Annotated in this window: 12 protein-coding genes; 3 read left to right on the top strand and 9 right to left on the bottom strand. The window is 66.0% G+C overall.

Going from position 1 to position 18322, the window contains the following annotated elements; genetic code table 11:
• Nucleotides 1-12 precede the first annotated feature (12 nt).
• From AC5Y6X_RS01805 to AC5Y6X_RS01790, 4 genes are all read right to left on the bottom strand, one after another.
• Complete coding sequence (locus AC5Y6X_RS01805) at nt 13-3954, bottom strand: non-ribosomal peptide synthetase (RefSeq protein WP_499983933.1); 3942 nt, start codon at nt 3952-3954, stop codon at nt 13-15.
• Nucleotides 3955-5517 carry a sugar transferase gene (locus AC5Y6X_RS01800; protein ID WP_499983931.1) on the bottom strand — a complete coding sequence of 521 codons (1563 nt, stop codon included), beginning with the start codon at nt 5515-5517 and terminating at the stop codon, nt 3955-3957. It abuts the gene before it with no gap.
• Nucleotides 5518-5571: 54 nt separating this feature from the next.
• Nucleotides 5572-6156 carry a dTDP-4-dehydrorhamnose 3,5-epimerase family protein gene (locus tag AC5Y6X_RS01795; protein ID WP_324674664.1) on the bottom strand — a complete coding sequence of 195 codons (585 nt, stop codon included), beginning with the start codon at nt 6154-6156 and terminating at the stop codon, nt 5572-5574.
• Nucleotides 6157-6238: 82 nt separating this feature from the next.
• Nucleotides 6239-7606 (bottom strand): PPE family protein, encoded by a 1368-nt coding sequence (locus tag AC5Y6X_RS01790; RefSeq protein WP_324674666.1) that lies wholly within the window; start codon nt 7604-7606, stop codon nt 6239-6241.
• A gap of 896 nt (nt 7607-8502) precedes the next feature.
• Between AC5Y6X_RS01790 and AC5Y6X_RS01785 the strand changes: the two genes are divergently transcribed.
• The 3 genes from AC5Y6X_RS01785 (at nt 8503) to AC5Y6X_RS01775 (ending at nt 11321) form a co-directional block, all read left to right on the top strand.
• The gene (locus AC5Y6X_RS01785; RefSeq protein ID WP_499983927.1) at nt 8503-9330 is read left to right on the top strand and encodes a class I SAM-dependent methyltransferase; all 828 of its coding nucleotides are present in this window, start codon (nt 8503-8505) and stop codon (nt 9328-9330) included.
• 99 nt (nt 9331-9429) lie between these two features.
• A complete protein-coding gene (locus AC5Y6X_RS01780) occupies nt 9430-10599 on the top strand; it encodes a glycosyltransferase (RefSeq protein ID WP_499983923.1) in 1170 nt (389 codons plus the stop codon).
• Nucleotides 10596-11321, top strand: coding sequence for an FkbM family methyltransferase (locus AC5Y6X_RS01775; protein WP_499983920.1), 726 nt, complete (start codon nt 10596-10598; stop codon nt 11319-11321). Before AC5Y6X_RS01780 ends, AC5Y6X_RS01775 begins: the two co-directional genes overlap by 4 nt.
• Here AC5Y6X_RS01775 and AC5Y6X_RS01770 read toward each other — a convergent pair.
• Genes AC5Y6X_RS01770 through AC5Y6X_RS01750 form a run of 5 tightly spaced genes read right to left on the bottom strand, consistent with a single transcriptional unit; the run spans nt 11312 to nt 18257 of the window.
• On the bottom strand, nt 11312-12577 hold the full coding sequence (locus AC5Y6X_RS01770) for a YveK family protein (RefSeq protein ID WP_499983917.1): 1266 nt from the start codon (nt 12575-12577) through the stop codon (nt 11312-11314). The genes AC5Y6X_RS01775 and AC5Y6X_RS01770 overlap by 10 nt on opposite strands.
• A 19-nt stretch (nt 12578-12596) precedes the next feature.
• Entirely contained in the window at nt 12597-13976 is a 1380-nt protein-coding gene (locus AC5Y6X_RS01765) for a hypothetical protein (protein WP_499983914.1), read from the bottom strand.
• Nucleotides 13973-14722 carry an SGNH/GDSL hydrolase family protein gene (locus AC5Y6X_RS01760; RefSeq protein WP_499983912.1) on the bottom strand — a complete coding sequence of 250 codons (750 nt, stop codon included), beginning with the start codon at nt 14720-14722 and terminating at the stop codon, nt 13973-13975. Before AC5Y6X_RS01760 ends, AC5Y6X_RS01765 begins: the two co-directional genes overlap by 4 nt.
• Nucleotides 14709-17519, bottom strand: a complete 2811-nt coding sequence (locus AC5Y6X_RS01755; RefSeq protein ID WP_499983907.1) for an MATE family efflux transporter — start codon at nt 17517-17519, stop codon at nt 14709-14711. Before AC5Y6X_RS01755 ends, AC5Y6X_RS01760 begins: the two co-directional genes overlap by 14 nt.
• A 3-nt stretch (nt 17520-17522) precedes the next feature.
• Nucleotides 17523-18257 carry a hypothetical protein gene (locus AC5Y6X_RS01750; RefSeq protein WP_324674682.1) on the bottom strand — a complete coding sequence of 245 codons (735 nt, stop codon included), beginning with the start codon at nt 18255-18257 and terminating at the stop codon, nt 17523-17525.
• Between the last annotated feature and the right edge of the window lie 65 nt (nt 18258-18322).

Below are 18322 nucleotides of genomic sequence, written 5' to 3'. Positions count from 1 at the left end.
AATTCCGCTGGACTACAACGGATCTGAATGTCTCGATGCCCTCGCTGCGCGAAGCGAGTCGAGCATCATCCTTGCAACCCGCTGGACCTCCGGCGGATCGAGCGCCGCCGTGTGGTCACCGGCAATACGATGGGCGGTCAGCGGCCCCTTGTGAAATTCGTCCCAGCCCAACAGATCTGCTTCCGCAGCCTCCGCCGTTACCTCGCTCACGAACAGGTGCATCGGCACCTCGTGCCCGGCTTGCTGATAGCGGAATATGATCTCCGCGGCGCCGCGATAATCGAAGTCGTTCTCCGGCCACAGCGGGCCGCCGCGAAGCACCCGGAGCGCGACCTCGCGGTACTTGGCCCACCGCTCTTGTGCCGGACGTCGCCGCAACCGGCGAAGCCGCCATCGCAGCGTCATCTCCGCCCGCAGATGTTTTTCCATCGATGGTGCCGGCATATCGAGAACGCCCAGCCACTCGACGTGCTGGCCGGCATCGACGGCCTGCCGGGCGACCTCGTAGGCCACGAGCCCGCCGAACGAGTAGCCGACGAGCGCGAGCGGGCCGTCCGGCTGCCGGCTGCGGATCGCCGAAAGGGCCTGGGTGGCATGCTGCTCGATGGTCATGGATCGGTCGAATAGGCCACCCGGCTGTTCGGGGACCAACGCGTGTACCGGCTGCGCGGCACCCCACTGAGCCGTGAAGTGTCGCAGGCTCATCGCCGACGAAAGACCGGAGAAGATGAAGTGCAGCGGTGCGCGGGAGGTTGCTTCGTCGCTCCCGACCCGGCCGTCCGCGTCGAGTAGTTCCGCAAGTTGCGCAACGGTCCTGCCATAGTCGAGGAACGCAGCAAGCGACAGCTCGACACCAAATGCCCGCTCGACTTCGGAGATCAGTCGCGCCGCCAACAGCGAATGACCGCCCATGTCGAAGAAGTCGGCCTCGACGTCGGTTACCGGCATGACCAGCAGCTCAGCCCACAACCCGGCGACGCGCCTTTCCGTGTCGGTGCGCGGAGGCCGAGCGCCGATGAGATCGGTTCTCGGTGCCGAGGGCGTGGGCAGGGCGGCCTTGTCGAGCTTTCCACTGGCGTTCGTGGGCAGTGCGCTCAGACGTACGAATGCGTTGGGAACCATGTACTCGGGCAGGCGGCGGCGCAGCCAATCGCGTGCTTGTGCGTCACCCGGGCATCCGGAACTGTCGATGACATACGCGACCAACTGCTGTTCGCCGCTGGGTGTCTCGCGAGCGACCACCGCGCAGCCTCTCACCTCTGGGTGCTCGCACAGGGCGGACTCGATCTCGCCCGGCTCGATGCGGAATCCGCGTATCTTGAGCTGTTCGTCGTAGCGCCCCAGGTGTTGTATGCGGCCGTCGGGCAAGAACCTGCCCCGGTCGCCGGTCCGGTATATACGTCCACCGGCATGGAACGGATCGTCTGCGAACCGATGCGCATACTCGGGGCGATCGAGGTAGCCGCGACCCACCGAGACGCCACCTATGACGATTTCCCCGGGAACGCCGATCGGTTGGAGTCGCCCGCGGGGATCGGTGATGTACACCCGGACGTTCGGCAAGGCCCTGCCCACCGTGACGGTGTCCCCCGGGGCCAGACGCACGACGTTGGTGACGACCGTGGTTTCGCTGGGGCCGTAGGCGTTCCAGACCGCCCGGCACCGCTGCAGTAGTGCGGCGGCAAGCGTATCCGTCAGCGCTTCGCCGGCGGGCACTGCGGTGAGGTTCCGATCTCCGCTCCACCCGGCGGCGATGAGCGCCGTCCAGGTGGCCGGCGTGGCCATCATGTAGGTCGCGCGGGCATCCGCCATCAGCCGGATCAGCGCGGCCGGGTCCATCGCCTCCATGGCCGTGGCAAGCACCACGCGTGCTCCACACGCCAACGCGCAGAAGATGTCGCCGAGCGCCATGTCGAAGGCGATGGAGGCAACCGACAGCACGGTATCGGAGGAGGTGACACCGAACTGACGAAACATGGTGCACATGAGGTTCGTGACGCCGCGATGCTCGATGAGCGCCGGCTTCGGGCGACCGGTGGAGCCGGACGTATAGATCACGTAGGCCAGGTCCACCGGAGACACGGTGCGTGACAGCGCATCACCGCGGGGTTCGCCCGGCCCCACATCGCGGAGGTCGATAACGGTGGCCACGACGGTCTCTCCGCCGGTCGGCAGCTCGCGGTCGGTAAGCACGATGCTGGCGCCAGTGTCGTTGATACAGAACCTGTTCCGGGAGGTCGGCTGACGGGGATCCAGCGGCAGAAACGCCGCACCGGATTTGAGAACTCCCAAGATGGCCGCCACCAGGTCGGGTGTGCGGTCCAGCAGTAAGGCCACCACCGTGCCGGGCGCGGCACCCGCCCGAATCAATTCCGATGCGATGACCGTCGCGCGGTCGTCCAGTTGGCGGTAGGTGAGGGTCGTTTGGCCGACCCGCACGGCCGGCGCGTCGGGTGCGCGTTCGACCTGCACGCTGATGACGTCGTGTATGGATTGCGGTGGATTGCCTTGCGGGGTAGTCCGATTCCAGCCGAGCTGTCGCTGCCGCTCATCCGGGGTTACCAAGTCATGTTCGGCCATCGGTATGCCGGGTGCCGCCGCGACAACGTCGAGCAACCGGCACCAGTGGATGGCCATCTCCTCTGCTGTCGCACGGTGGAACAAATCCGTGCTGAAGACGAACCCTCCCTCGACGTGCCCCTCCGGCCGCTCGTCGAGCTGGATGCTGATGTCGAACTTCGCCGATGCCACCGCGTCGCCCACGTCGGGTGCCATCACGTGCAGTGACCAATCCTCGGCTGCCGGCGTCAGCGACGACTGAAGTTCCAACGTTGCTTGAAACAGGGGATTGCTGCGCGGATCTCGGGGCAGACCCAGGTCGGCCACCAGGGTGTCGAACGGCACCAGCTCGCCGAGCGCCTCGGAGACCACGCCACGCATTCGGCCTACCAATGTGGTGAAGGACTCGTCGCCCGACACGCCACATCGCAGGACCACCGGCGTGACGCAGTATCCGGCCACCCCCGGCAGGCCGTCGCAGCGGCGCAGGTCGTCCGTGGTGCCGAAGACGACGTCGGCGGACTCGCCGTAAAGATGAAGCCACCACGCGTACGCGGCGGCCAGCGCGTGGAAAAGGGTGCCTCCCGCGGGTTCAGCCACCCGGCGTAGCCCGGAAACGGTGCTGCTGTCAATCGTGAGCGGGATCGTCCCGCCGGAAAGACTCTGACGCAGCGGTCGCGGGTGGTCCAGCGGCAGCTGGGTGGCCGCGCTGCCGTCAAGACGCTTGCGCCAGTGAGCAATTCGGTTGGCCACCTCGGGTCCGCGAACCCAATCGAGTTCCCACATCGTGTAGTCGGCGTACTGCGCCTCCGGGTCGGGCAGCGACGAGGACGCGCCTGTGGCGTAGTTGCGGTATAGCGCTATCAGCTCGGGGAATACGACGCGGTTCAGCGTTGTACCGTCGCACACCAGATGGTGCAGGCCCAGGTAGAGGCGATGGTCCTGATCGGTGATGCGAATCAGCCGCGCACGTATCAACGCTCCGTCGGCAAGGTCGTAACGACGCATCGTGTCGGCGGCGGCGATCTCGGTTGCACGAGCAACGGCGCGGTCGGGACCCAGGTCTGACAGATCTGTGAGGGGCAGATCGACATCGGCGGGCTCCCGGACGAATTGATAGGGCATGCCGTCGACGGTCCTAAAGGAGGTGCGCAACGCCGCATGCCTCGCCACAACCTCGGTAAGCGCCCGGCGCAGTGCTTCCACCGCCAGCGGACCGGTTTTGCGGATCACGATCAACTCGTTGTACGCCGGTGAGTCCGGCGCGAGTTGGCTCACATACCACAGCCCGGTCTGCGATACCGACAGCGGCAACAGGTCCGACGCGGATCCTGAACTGCCGGAACGCGTCTCGGTCACCGAGCGCGCACTGGCCACGCCGCTGTCGACGCCCACTCAGTACGCTCCTCGCCTGGTCAAGACCGCCTTGACGGTCTTGGCGATGATGATGAGGTCACCGGCCATCGACCAGTTCTCCACGTACGACAAGTCCAGCCGTACCGATTCCTCCCACGACAGATCCGAACGACCGCTCACCTGCCACAGCCCGGTGACGCCCGGTTTGACGAGCAGCCGTCGCCTCACATCGCCGTCGTACTTGTCCACTTCTCGCCTCAGCGGGGGCCGCGGTCCGACGACGCTCATGTCCTGCTTGAGCACGTTGATGAATTGGGGGAACTCATCGATGCTGAATCTCCGGAGTATGCGGCCCACGCGTGTGACCCGGGGGTCCTGCCGAATCTTGAAGAGCACACCACCAGCGCTCCCGTTCAGGGGTAGCAGGTGCTCGACCTGTTCGTCGGCGCCGTCGACCATCGTCCGCAATTTGAGCATCATGAACGGCTTGCCATCGATTCCGATGCGTTCGGCTCGGTAGAAGACAGGCCCTTTACTCGTCAGCTTGATCGCGATCGCCGCGGCAAAGAGGAAGGGCGAGGCAACGATAAGTGCGGTGAGCGCGAAACAGATGTCGAGGGCACGCTTCTGGAAGGATTGAGCCTCTCGGTATTGCGGCTTTTCGACGTGAAGCATCGGGAACCCGGCGACTGGGCGCAAGGCCAGCCGGGCTTCGGCGACGTCCATCACCCCGTGGGCCACCACAAGGTCGATGTCCAGGGTTTCCAATTGCCACATCAGCTGTCTGATTCCACGCACGCCGAAACAGTCGGTTCCGGTCAAGGCCACGGTGTCCGCCCCACAACTATCGATCGCAGCCAGCGCGTGCGCCTCGTCACCGAGCACGGGAATTTCCCTGTCGTGGACGAGGAGTTTCTGGCCGCGGGGTGGCCCGTATCCCGGAATTCCGACCCCGACGACGACGTAGCCACCCCGGGAATTGCGAGTCAGTTCCTCTGCCAGCTGGGAAACGGCGGCGAGGTCCCCGATCGCCAATACCCGCGTCTGATATCTGCCGTGCGCCCGTTGGTTGGCAACGTAGTAGCGCCACAAGCGGCGGCTCACCAGCAATCCCAGGGTGCCCACCGGAAGCGCGACCGCCAAGTAGCCTCTGGCCAGGAAGATCTTCGCGAGCAGAGTTGTCATCGCGATGATGCCGAAAGTCCAGAACGATGCGCTGGCGATGCGCCGATATTCCTCGATACCGTCACCGATGACACGGATCGATCTCGTGCGAAACACGGTCAGGCACAACAGCCACAGTGCGATGAACACAACCGAAAACAGTGTGATCCACTGGCGCGGATGACCGGGACTACCCGGTGAATCACCGAACCGGGCGTACTGCGCAAGCATCACCGACGCGCATACGATCAGCGAATCGGTGATGAACAACAGCCGCGAATACTGGTGCTGCCAGCGGCGCGCGGGGCCGGCGTGGACTGCCGGCGCCGACTGCGCGGTGACGGGCGGCTGGCCGTTTCGGCGGTGAATGTGCGATCGCCGATTGCGCTGAGGCGCAGAGTATTTCGGCGCGACCGGGGAGAGCACTTCGCGGGCCATGGCCGACCTATCCCGATTGCTCTCCGCGGTGCCGGCACGCGGCCGCGAGCGGCGTCATGATGCCTCGCTCCTGGCGACCTCATCCTCGGCGCGAGTCGGGGCAAGCCGGCGCCGTTGCAGGTAGGGCCAGCTGGCGTCCTGTTCGGAGATCACGGTGACCGGCAACGGCCACGCGATGCCGAATTCCGGTTCGTCCCAGCGGAATCCCTGCTCACTCGCCGGCTCGTACGGACCGCTGGCCTGGTAGATGAGTTCGGTGTCGTCGGTCAACGCCTGGAAGCCGTGTGCGACGGCCGGCGGCAGGAACAGCGCCCGGCGGTTGTCCGCACTCAACTCCACCATCACGTGGCCGCCATAGGTGTGCGACTCGGGGCGGACGTCCACCGCGACGCTCGCAACCGCGCCGCGGGTGCACCGAACCAGTGTGGCCACGGCGTGTGGCGGTGCCTGGCGACGCAGACCGCGCAGGGTGCCCCGGGTGTGGTTGAAGCAGACATGCGTCTGCGAGACGTCGGGAATCAGGCCGCGGGAGACGAATTCGGCCGCGCAGAACGACTGGTAGACGAAGCCGCGGTGGTCTCGGTCGGGTTCGACGTCGATGACCGTTACCCCGGCGACGGTCGTGGGCATGTACTTCACTGCATCTCCTTCCGAGGCAGTCGCTCGTCGATTTGGCTGAGAACCAGTGACGGCGCAGTGCTGTGGGGCGCCCTCCTTCGCATCACTCTGGGACCGTCGCATGTCCGTTGGTGGGGAGGTACACGATTGCGGGCGTGTATCCGGGTGCCGGCGGCGGGAGTCCGGCGGGCATCGAATAACCCGCGGCGGGCAGGGGTGTCGCGGACGCCGGGTATCCGGCGGCCGGCGGGCGCGCCACGACGCTCATGCGTGGCCCGTACTTGGCGGCGGCCGTACCGCCTGAGCCCGCCGCCGCGGCCCGCGGCAGCGCACCGAACATCAGTGGCGCACCAAGCCCGGTGCCAAGACCGGTGCCCGGCAACGGCAGCACCGGCGACGCCAACGGCATGCCGCCCAGCATCGCCGGACCTCCCGCGGCCCAGCCCCAGTTCGCCGGTACCGACAGCCCGCCGACCGCAGCCGCTTGGCCCAGGCCGGCCATACCACCACCCAAACCGCCCGTGGTCCCGGCCAACGTCGACACCAACGCGGCCGGGGCGGTGGTCGAAGCCGCGGCCGCGGGTGCGGCGGCCGCCGCGGAAGCCGCGAAGGGCAGGAAGACATCGGGGTTCATCAGGGGCCCCAGCGCGTCGCCCCCGAAGAACATCGCAGCCCACCCCGGGAGCACGGCGTACGAGGCGATCACGCTTTGGGCAATGCTGCTCAAACCGGTCGTTCCTCCGAAAAGTCCGGTCGCGGCGGCCGCGGACGACCCACCGGCGCCCGCGTCCGTAAGGGGCGCCGCAAGGGGTGACGCGAGGCTGTTGAGCGTTGTGGGCAGCGCGGACATCAGTTGTGAGATCGCTGACTGCGCTCCGGCGCTGGTCGACGTGCCGGCCTGGGCTCCCTGCACGGACTCCTGCAATTCCACCCCGGCCGGGTTCACGACGTCGGGCACTGGGGTGAACCCTGTCAGCATCGCGGCCTCTGCCGACCCCGCGGCATAGCCGTACATCGCCGCGGCGTCCAGGGCCCACATCTCGGCGTATTCGGCCTCGGTGGCCGCGATCGCCGCGGTGTTCTGACCCAAGATGTTGGTGGCGACCAGCGCCGCGAGTCGAGCCCGGTTGGCGGCGACCTCCACTGGTGGCACGGTCATCGCGAAGGCGGCTTCCCAAACCTCCACGGCAAGCCGGGCCTGGCTGGCCGTCTCGGCTGCGCGCGCGGCAGCCCCGGCCATCCAGGCCGCATAGGGACCGAACGCGGATGCCATGGCGAGTGACGAGGGACCCATCCACCCTTGGGTGGTCAAGCCCGTGATCACCGATCGGTAGGCACTCGCGGCGGAATACAAGTCGGCGGCCAACTCGTCCCAGAGCGCCGCGGCCACGGCCATCGATCCCGGGCCGGGACCCGCATACATCCGCGCGGAGTTGAACTCGGGGGGAAATGCTCCAAAGTCGATCGCCACAGACACCCGTCCCTCAGCCGGCTGCCACCGCGTCGGCGGCCTCGGTAGCGGTGTAGGCCTCGGACGCAATCAGCTCTGGCCGCGCGGCCACGAACGACATGTCCTTCCTCCTACGGAAGCAAGCCGACCCGGAGGCTGGCTGGGGTTAGTGCGGCACCTGGGTGTACGGGACTCATATACCGTTCATGTCCCTATGGGGCAGGATACATACTTTTAGACCGTTTTGGAAGCTAACTAGGGACATATGGTATAACTTGATGCTGAGCGCATGCTCACACACGGGATACACCGCATAGAACAGACTGCGGGCCAGCCGGGGGACTCGAGGAAGCCGGCGCCGACCCGGGCGAAGCGTGTCGGTGATCGTTCGAGCAGGAAGGCCGCGGTGGTGGAGAATAACCGCGCATCGCCGAGCGCAATTGGAAGATGCCGGCGATGCTTTAGTTCGCGGTCCATCCATTTATAGATTTATTTTGGCATGGGAACTTTGAAATACATGTGAGAAAGCATGCCGCGCTTTTGGGTGGCTTACGGATGCTGGCACTGACTCCCGGGGAGTCTGAAATCGGCCGAGGCACGGGAATACATGATTCGACTTGTGAAAACACGGAAGGTTTGATGGCTTCTCCCACACGAACGGCGCGAAGATCTGATTGACCAGCAAAATCCCAAGCCGTCCCGCACAACGGCGCGGGTTGCCCACCGCCTTCCCGGGAACCCGAATGCGCCGCGAAATCGCCGCCGCATGCTCTCGGCATCGAAATCGGTTGATGCGCCGTACTTCTGGGATATCATTCCGGTCGCGGCCACACTACCTTTGATGAGGGGCCGAAACCCGACTGGCGACAAGGAGTTGGAGCGGTTTTGGCGTCTACACCAAAGCGAGCAGGTGAAAAGTGGGCTTGAGCGATAAACAACGCGCCGCTGTTTTTCGTTTTCAGGATATTTCGCACGGCGAGGGTCATGACTACGCCAGCAACCCCCACCTGCGACACGACGCCCTGCATGAGCGCCTGAACGCCAAGATCGCGTCGGTTGTCGCCGAGGTGGTCAGCCGACGGGGAACCTGCGCCGTGCTGGAGATCGGCGCCGGGCACGGCTCCGTGACCGAAGTCGTTCTCGCGGCCGGCGGGACCCCGACCGTTACCGAGATGTCGAAGGCGAGCTTCGAATTTCTGGAGCACAAGTTCGCGGGTCAACATAACGTGACGGTGATCTATGACGCCAACGGCAGTGCACCGCTGCGGGTGGGGTCGCAATTCGACGTCATCTTGCTGATTTCGGTGATTCACCACATCCCCGACTACATCGAGGCGGTCACCAGCCTTTGCGACCGGGTGCTGCGTCCGGGCGGTGCCATGGTGACATTCCAGGACCCGCTGTGGTATCCGCGCCAGACCCGGACGGCGCGAGTTTTGTCGTGGGGGTCGTATTTCGCCTGGCGCGCGACACAAGGGGAGATCAAGCGCGGGCTCAAGACGCGTTGGCGGCGCCTCAGGGGGGTATATGACGAATCCGAACCGTCGGACGTCGTCGAATACCACGTGGTCAGGCAGGGTGTGGATGAGCTGGCGCTCGTCGATTTGCTGCGGGAGCGGTTCGACAACGTGGAAATAGACCGCTACTTTTCGACCCAGTCGGCGTTGCTTCAGGCGATCGGCGCCAAGTTCTTTCCGGACAACACTTTCGGCATCGTGGCGTCGGGACACAAAGAGCGGGTCTGAGGTGTATAGCCTCACCGCTGTGAGTGATGTGATCGCAGTACCCCGCGTCGGCGTCATCGACACGTCGCGACGGTACGGGAGCCGGTGAGGATCCCGCCGGTGCGCCTGCTCCAGGTTGCGGGCACACTCGACCCCGCTTACGGAGGGCCGTGCGTCGTCGTGAATCAACTCACCCGCAGCCTCATCGACCTGGGCCACTCGGTCGACGTGATCACGTTGGACCCCCCGTCCGCGCCGTGGCTCACCGATCTGCCCGGCTCACCCCGCGCCTTCGGCCCTGGACTCGGAAAGTACGGGTACACAAGGCATTTGAGGCCCTGGCTACAGCGGCATGCGCCCGGCTACGACGCCGTGACCGTCCACGGTATCTGGCAGTACCAAAGCCAGGCGGTGCGCGCGGCGTGCCGCAAAGCCGGGGTGCCATATTTTCTTTTCGTGCACGGCGCGCTGGACCCGTGGTTCAGGGAGCGCTATCCCGGCAAGCACGCCAAGAAGGCGCTCTACTGGCGACTTTTCGAGCACCGTACGCTTCGCGACGCCCGGGCCGTCCTATACACCTGCGAGGAGGAGCGACGCCTGGCCCGGACCGCGTTCACGCCGTACCACGCGCGGGAGGCCATCGTCGGCCTGGGAATCGAAGAGCCGCACGGCAACCCGGCGCTGCAGCGGGAGGCCTTCCTGTCGGCGAACCCGCACCTGCGAGACAAGCGTCGGCTGCTCTTCCTCGGCAGGCTGCATCCGAAGAAGGGGTGCGACCTGCTGATCGAGGCGTTCTCGCGGGTGTGCGATCGCGACGAGAGCCTGCACCTGGTCGTGGCGGGACCCGACGAATCGGGATCGGAGGCCGGGCTGCGGGCGCTGGCCGAGTCGCGTGGAGTGACGGGCCGCATCACCTGGACCGGGATGCTGAACGGCGATGCCAAGTGGGGCGCATACCGGGCTGCCGACGCGTTCGTGTTGCCGTCGCACTCGGAGAACTTCGGCGTCGTCGTCGCCGAGGCGCTCGCGTGCGGGCTGCCCGTCCTCATCAGCGACAAGGTCAACATCTGGCGCGAGATCGAACGCTGCGGGGCGGGTCTTGTCGACGGCGATACCGTCGCCGGCGCCGCCTCGCTGCTGAACCGCTGGATGGACCTGTCGGACGCCGGCCGCGCAGAAATGCGGCGGCGCGCCCGGGCCTGCTTCCTCGAAAACTTCGAAGCGCGGGGCGCCGCACTCGGTTTCGTAACGTCGATAGCCGGGGCGATCGGGAAGGCCGGCGCGGCATGAGGCGCTCGGCGAAACTCATCGCCATCCTGAGGGTGGGGAGCTATCGAGCCGCGCTGTTGCGGCACCGGGTGGCGGCGGCCGTCGAGCATGAGGAGGCGCTCGGCGGGCTGCAGCTGCGTACCGTCGTCGATGTCGGCGCCAACCGCGGTCAGTTCACGCTTTTCGCCCTGCGCGCATTTCCCGACGCGAAGATCGTCGCGCTCGAGCCGCTGGCGCTGCCCGCCGCAACGTTCCGCCGCGTCTTTGCCAACGAGCCGCGGGTCACGCTGCACCATGCCGCGCTCGGGCCCGAGAGCGGGCAATCCACCATGCACGTGTCGCGTCACGATGACTCGTCGTCCCTGCTGCCCATCACCGCCACACAGGAAAGCGTCTTCCGGGGCACCGGCGAAGTGCGCACCGAGGCGGTGCGGACCGGCCCGCTGTCGGAGTTTCTCGACGCCGGCTCCATCGAGGAGCCGGCGTTGCTGAAGCTCGACGTCCAGGGTTACGAGCTCGAGGCGTTGCGCGCGTGCGGGGAGCTGCTCGACAAGTTCGCCTACGTCTGCGCGGAGGCCTCGTTCGTCGAGCTATACGAAGGGCAGGTGCTGGCCGATGAGTTGGTCGGCTGGCTCCGTGACCGCGGCTATGAGCCTGTCCGCACCTACGGCGCCGTCAGCGATGAGCGGGGGCGAAAGATCCAGGCGGACATGTTGTTTGAGTCGCGAACCCGTCAGAGGTAGAGCCCGTCGACGGTCGCCGTCTCCTTCGCCATGTTGACGACGACACCAAGGATGGGCTTGCCGAGCACCTTGACCCCGGCGACCAGTTCCGCCAGCGAAGCCGTCGTGGTGGCGACCGGCCGCACGACGAGTATCGCGGCGTCCGCCGCGCCGAGAGCCAGCTGCGCATCGGTCGACTCGTGAAACGGCGGGGTGTCGATCAACACGACGTTGTTGCTCGGGCGCAGCTGCTCCAGTTCGCGGCCGACGCTGTCCGGCGTCAGCCCTGCCGTCACGTTGATCACGGTCGTCACCGGATTGGTTTGGTCGTGCCTGGGCGCGGAGCGTACGGTGCCCGGGTCGGTCGCGTCCGGCTGCTGCCTGCGTTTGGCGAAACGGACGACGCCTACCAGTCGTCGACGGTCGGCGAACGCCTGCGCGAGCGCCGAGGTCGCGATGGTGCCCCGATCATCGAGGTTGCCGGCCACGACGGCGACCTTGGGTGGCGATCCCGAAGTGGGTAGTCGTTGCAGCACGGAGTCGACGTTCAGGCTGAGCCGCAACGCCGCCTGGCGGAGTTTCTCGGACTTGCGCAGAGCCTTGACATCCGAGACTTTGGGCAGCTTGCCGATGATCTCGCTTCCGGTGATCTCCTCCACCTGCCGTCGGGAGATCACTTTGGTATCGAAATGCTCCAGGAACCAGATCAAAGCGGCCGCAACGAAAAGGGCCATGGCGCCCGCCGCGAACGCGACCATCCACGTTGGAAACCCGGAATGCTTGACGCTGGCGGGGTTCGCCTTTGCCACGACCTGAATCAGGGGCGGATAATTCGGGTCGTTGCTGACGTTCTCCAGCTTGGCGATGTAGGCGCCCAGCAGATTGCCGTATTCGTTGGCGATGTTCGCCGCGCGCTGCGGGTCGGGGTCGGTGACCGAAACGACCATCAGCACAGTGTTTTTCACGTAGCTCGCCGAGACCCGGGACGACAACTGTCGGGGCGTCATTTTCAGGCCGAGCTTGTCGATCACCATCTGCGCCAGCTCGTCGCTTTGGAACGTCTTGACGTATGTTTGCGCGCGTTGCCGGGAGAACAGGTCGCCCTGGTATGCGGTGACGGAGGTCTTCACGTCGGGGGCCCGGAGAAACACCTCGGTGGACGCGACGTAGTTCTTGCCGGCGCTGACGTTGTAAACCGCCACACCGACCGTCGCAATCGCCAGGCACGCAAGCAGGATTGGCCAACGCCGCCTGAAGATCACCCAGCCTCGCGTCACTAACTCCATCGTTCTCCGTTCACGGTGCTTGCTGACCACTCGTAGCCGGACGTCGCGGATCGGACCGCGGCGTCTCGAGCTCCTCCGAGAAAGACTGATCGATCACGGCGACCCGCCCCAGGTATGTGCCGCGGGCCAGCCGCAGCAGCCGTTCGCTCTCGCGAACCTCCCCCGCGGTGGTTTGCGAGACGGGGTCGACCAGAATCGACGCACCCGTCACACTCGCCATGTCCACCGCATCGGCCAGCTCCAGCGTCGCCGGCCCCACGACGATGACGTAGCGGTAGCGAGTGGCCAGGTCACCGAGTAGATCGCGCATCTTCGTGCCCGTGAGTTCCCGTGTCGGGTCTTCGGGCGGGGTTCCGGCCGGAATCCAGCTCAGGCCCGTGCGGTCGTCCGTTTCGATGGCCGAGTCGAGAGTCGAGGCCGTGCGCAGCAGGTCACCCAACCCGACCCGGGGGTCGTCGTGCTCGGCGGTGAAGTCGGCGCTTACCACGATGGTGGGTGAGCCGGCTTCGATCAGAGCGGTCGCGAGCAGCGTGGCGATCCTGCCGGTGGCCGCGGTGGCACGGGGCGCCGTCGTCAGAACCGATTGGGCGCCGGCCTGATTCAGGAGGTGCGCGACTTCGATGCGCAGCAGCTTCATGTCGGTGTTGCTGCCGCCGGCCGGCGGTTGCTCGTCGGCGGTGACCACACCGAGCGCGCCGGTGAGTTCGTCGGCGAGGGTGCCGTCGCCGCCCCGGATTCGCGCGAACCGGCGCCGTTCTTTCGCGGCGGCATAGGCGGCGATATAGGTCAGCCCGAGCAGCAGACCCAAGATTGCTCCCGAGAAGACGTTCAGCAACGTTCGCGGTGAGATGGGGTGTGATGGAACGGGCGCGGGCTGGAAGAGCAGCGGCTGCACCGGAGACACCAGGGTATAGGGCGGGCGTTCGACGTCCTTGATGATGTAGATGGTCTGCTGCGCGGCCGCATCGGCGATCATCGCGGCCCGAGCCGGGGAGGCGTCCTCGGCCTTGACGTCGAGGATCACGCTCTCGGGAACGACGTGGCCGGTCAGCTTCTTGGCCAGCTCGTCGGCGGACTCGCTCAGCCGCAGGCGGTCGGCAACGCGGCCGGTGACCATCGGCGTCGTGACCAGCCGCGAGTAGCTCGTCATGCGTTGCTGGGTGAACTCGTCACCGAACGCGAGGTTCGTGGCTCCACCGAAATTCGGGTCGTCGAGCGCGGTGGAGTCGTTCCAGTACGGCGTCGCAACGACGACCTTCGCGGTTGCCTCGTAGACCACGGGCAGCAGCAGGTTGATTCCGCCCGCGGCGGCGGCGCCCGCCAACGTCCATATGAGAAGGAGCAACAATTTGCCGCGCACGGCCGCGAGCAACGCCAGCATTCCCGTCACGGCGTCAACCCCAGTTGTCTCAGGCTCGCGACGATCTTGCTCGCGTAGTAGACCTCGCCGTTGTCGTTGAGGTGCAGGCCGTCGGGCGAGAGCAGCGGCTTCATGTCGACGCCGAGATACCACTGCTGCGCCACCGGATCGATCACGTAGGCCCCGAGGCTTCCCGCGGCCTGGCGAAGTCCGTCCGCCACGGCGGGGTAGTTCGGAGCCACCTCCGGTGCGACGGGGGCGGGGAGCACGACGATGAGCTTGGCGTACGGCCAGACCGAGTGAACCTTCTTGAGGTACTCGTCGGCTGCGGCCGTCACCCGTTCCGGCGGTTCGCCGATGTCGTTGCGGCCGCCGTCGATCAGAACATGATCGACGTAATAGGTCGCCGCATCCTGGTCCAGGCCGTCGATGAATGGCACTCGCGGAGGTGACGGGTTGTCGGTGCCACGAATGAAGCCGGTGCCGCCTTGGGCGGCGAGAACCAGCTTCCAGCCCAAGGTTTCGGTGACCAGATAGGGGATGAACGGGGTGGACCAGTCGCCGACGGCGAGCAACGTGGGCTTGTAGTCGAACATCGTCGAGGGGGACGGCGGCGATACCCAGGCGCCGATGTCGGACGACCTGCCTCGGCTTTCCGAGCGGCCGGCGGCGTGCAATTCGCGGTAGGTCAGGACGCCGAGACTCAACGCCAACGTCGCGGCGACGGCCAGCAGGATCGCGCGCCGCGCGCTCGTCGGCGCCTTAGGCGGGGACATAACTCGCCCCTGGCTGCAGCACGCGTGACGCGGGTGGCGGTTCCGGACGCGCTGCGGGTGCGCGGGGCCGGATCTTTACGTTCTTTCGTTGTCGGACAAAGAATGAGAACACCAGGATGAAAAATACGAAGGACGTGGCCTGCAGGAGCGAACCGCGCAGCAGGATCAACAGATAGAACGGCAGGATGCAGCCGATCAGGCTGGGCATCCGGTCGACGTCGAATGAAGCGTTCAGTCGCGTGTCCCAGCGATGCAGGCCGAATCCCAGAGCGAACATTCCAATGGCAAGCGGCACCCAACCGCCGTTCATGTAGAACTCGATCCACAAGGGTGCGGACAGATTGGTGAAGGAGTAGCCGCGCTCGTTCGCGATGTACACACCGGTGTCGACGGGCTTGTCACCCCATACCGCCCTTGGCACCCAGAAGAGCAGCACACCCATGAATTGCTTGCCGGGCACGTTCCCTTCGCGCGCCGTGACCAGATAGCCGTTCATCAGCTGGTCGAAGGAATCGTAGTCGGGTGACAGCAGCGCCTTGACGGGGTTCTCCAGTTCGATCTCCGCGTGCGTGGTGTAGCGAAATGCATTGGAGTACACCGGGAAGACGATGAGCATTCCGAACAGGAGCCCGCACACGGCAACACGGAAACGCCGCCTGGTGGCAAACAGCCCGAATGCCGTGGCGGCAGCCAATATCGCGGTGCCGGAAAGGTAACGCGCGTTCGATATCGGATTCATGGTGTCCGCCAACAGGATTCCGATCAAGACGATCAGCGCCATGTTGCTGCGCATGACCGTCGAGGAGATGTCCTCTCCCCGCGCACGTGCCTTGTTCGCCTCTCTGCGGAAGCGCATCAGCGCGATGAAGGCGACCAGCAACGCCATGTGGGTGAGCGGCATCATCACGACGCCCGGGCTCAGTCGCGGCCAAGCGGCATCGTAGGCCGCAAGCAGGTCGGCGCGGCTCATCAGAAATTGCAACCAGCCGACGCGGGAGAGGTAGTACATGTCGACGAGAACGGCGAACACGACAAGCAGTACGGTGCGTGGATAGTTGATCGTGAAGTCCTGGTTAGGCCGGGTGCGCCGCGCCGCATGCCAGCGCCGTTGCGGCCACCTCACGTTGTCCAAACCGGCGCCGGCCAGAAATGCGCCGAATCCGACAAGGACGATCATCACGGCCGGCACGACGAGGGTCGAATCGATGTGCGGGTCGGTGTAGGGCCATTCGTTCTCGCGAACCTGAGCCAACGGCGTCAAGCCCATGAAGATGCAGCTGAAAAGCCAGAACGTGGTTTCGAACAGCCGCCGTTCGCCATTCCCGATCAGCCAGGCGAGCCGCGCGGCGGAGATCGTGATGGTCGGGATCAACCACAGCCAGGTCCTGTCGGTGGGAATCCCACTGAAGCGGATGATCGCCGCGGGGATGAACACCGCCAATGCCGCAAACGACCACAGGGTGATGAGCGCCCCGTCCACCGGTGTCGATTCGCGCAGCCGCAGCCCCGTCGCGAGTGGCATGGGCCTCGGCGCGCCGACCTTCAGAAAGTCCTGGCCGGTCACAAACTCGACGGCCGCGCCGCGACGTCCGGCCGCCGGCTCGGCCCACGGCCTGTACCGAACCAGCGCGAGCGCCGTGATGAATGTCGTCGCTGTCGCGATACCAACCGCGATCCCCGCCGCGGTGCGGAACTGCAGCCCGCCGCCGAGCGCCGCCGCGAGCGCGACGACCGCGTAGCCGAGCCGCAGCCTCAGCGCATCGGCGCTTCGATGCACGGCGCGCAGCTGCATCGTGACGGCGATGACCCACGCCGCCATCGCGTTGTCCAGTGCGACGATCGGGATAATCGCCTGTGCCTCTTTGAATGTGGGGCCGAGGACGAGTTCACCGACCTTGCCGGGCAATAAAAACAACGTCGCGCCGACGAGGATCGTCGCGGACGTGGCGATCGAAGCGGTTCGGGCCGATGAGCTCCACGCTCGCCGCGGCGGCGTGCGTGGGATCGCCGACGACGAAACCGCGCACGCCGCGACGGCGACGGGCGCCAGCAATGCCGTGGCACCACGCAGCGCGGCGGTCACGTCCGGATTCAAGACAACGGTCGCGAACAACAGCACCGCGAACAGTCCCAATTGCCCGACGCCGGAGTCCATTCCGTACCGCGCTCGACGTTGCCAGCCGTCGGAGATCCAAGCCGGGTAGCCGTGGAGCCGCGGGCCGGTGCGAACGGCGGCCAGCATTCCGGTCAGCGCAACTAATGCGAGAGCCGTCCACGCGCCGATGAGGTGACTGGTCGTGGCCACCGGCAGGCGCAGCCACGTCGCCACCGGCAGCGCGGCCGAACCCGCCAACCACATCCCGCTCCAGCGGGTCGCAACGTGTGGGCGGCCCTGGGCGACGGCGACGTAACGCAGGACATCCAAGACGAGCACGATCGGTGTCGCGATGATGATCAAGGTTGCCGGCAACTGAGGCGCCTGCCCCTTGACCGCCCACATGACGCCGCCGATGACGGGGCTGACCAGCAGGGCGGTGGTCACGGCGAACGAGCCTTCCCGCCGGATCTCGGCCGGGCTGCGTCCCGCGGTCAGCAGCAGGGGCGTTCCCAGCGCACCGTGCAAGACGCCGACCGCCGCGGCGAGCAGCGTCAGAAGAACCGCAATCTGGCCGAAGTGCCGCGGGCTGGACACCACCGCGATCGCAAAAATGATCAAGACGTTGCTAAGGGCGAAGAAGATCCGGTCGGCGGGACTCGAAACGGCGCGGACTTCTCTGATCGACAAACCCTCGGTCATGTCTCAGTCCCTGTTGCCCGTCGCCCAGATTTTCTCGAAGGCTCCGATGGAGTCAGTGGCTCCGTGGTTCGAGTAGAGCTCGAATGTCGCGAAACTTCCCTGCCACTCGGAAAAGCGCGGATCCGACACGATTCGGTGTGTCCCGGGCAGATCCACTGTCACTTGGGCACCGTCGATGGTCAAACGTACGTCGTACGGAGTTCGCCCATCTTCATGCAGCGGTTGCGGGAAAAACTCGGCCGCGACGACGTCCAGCGGCGCGACGTCGTTGCGCGCGACGCTGATATTCCAGTTGATCGGCGTCACGACGAACTGCATCGCCAGCGGCCGGACCATCGGTGGAACGCGTTTCTCGACGCCCCGCGACACCACAAGTGTGATCGCACCCGGGGTGCCCGATCCGGGCCTGAAGACGAACCGCGCGCCCATACCCTTCACCGACGAACCGAGGTCGGGGGAACTGAAGAACGCGGCCGCGCTTCCCTGGCTCGTGGGCTGATACGTCAATCGGCCGTCTTGGATTCTGAATTGATCACCGGGGTCATCGGAGGCGGCCATGACCATCGCGGGCTGGCCGCCGTCGAAATGGTTCGGCACGGGCCCGTTGGGCAGAGCGGTGAAATCCGCCTGAACGCGGATGCCGCGCGCGGCCATCGGCGCGTGCTCTCGCAGGAACCCCCACCAGAGAGCCACCGCCACCACGACCGCCAGCGCCAACGCGAAGACCACCTGGGCCAAGGTGTGATACGAGCGGCCCGGTTTAAGGGTTGCCACCGCGATCCCTGCTCGAGGGTCCGGCCGCA

It is taken from the genome of Mycobacterium sp. NGS26 (assembly GCF_059813025.1).
The sequence above is the reverse complement of the archived record's forward strand: the minus strand, read 5'-3'. Positions and strand labels throughout refer to the sequence as shown.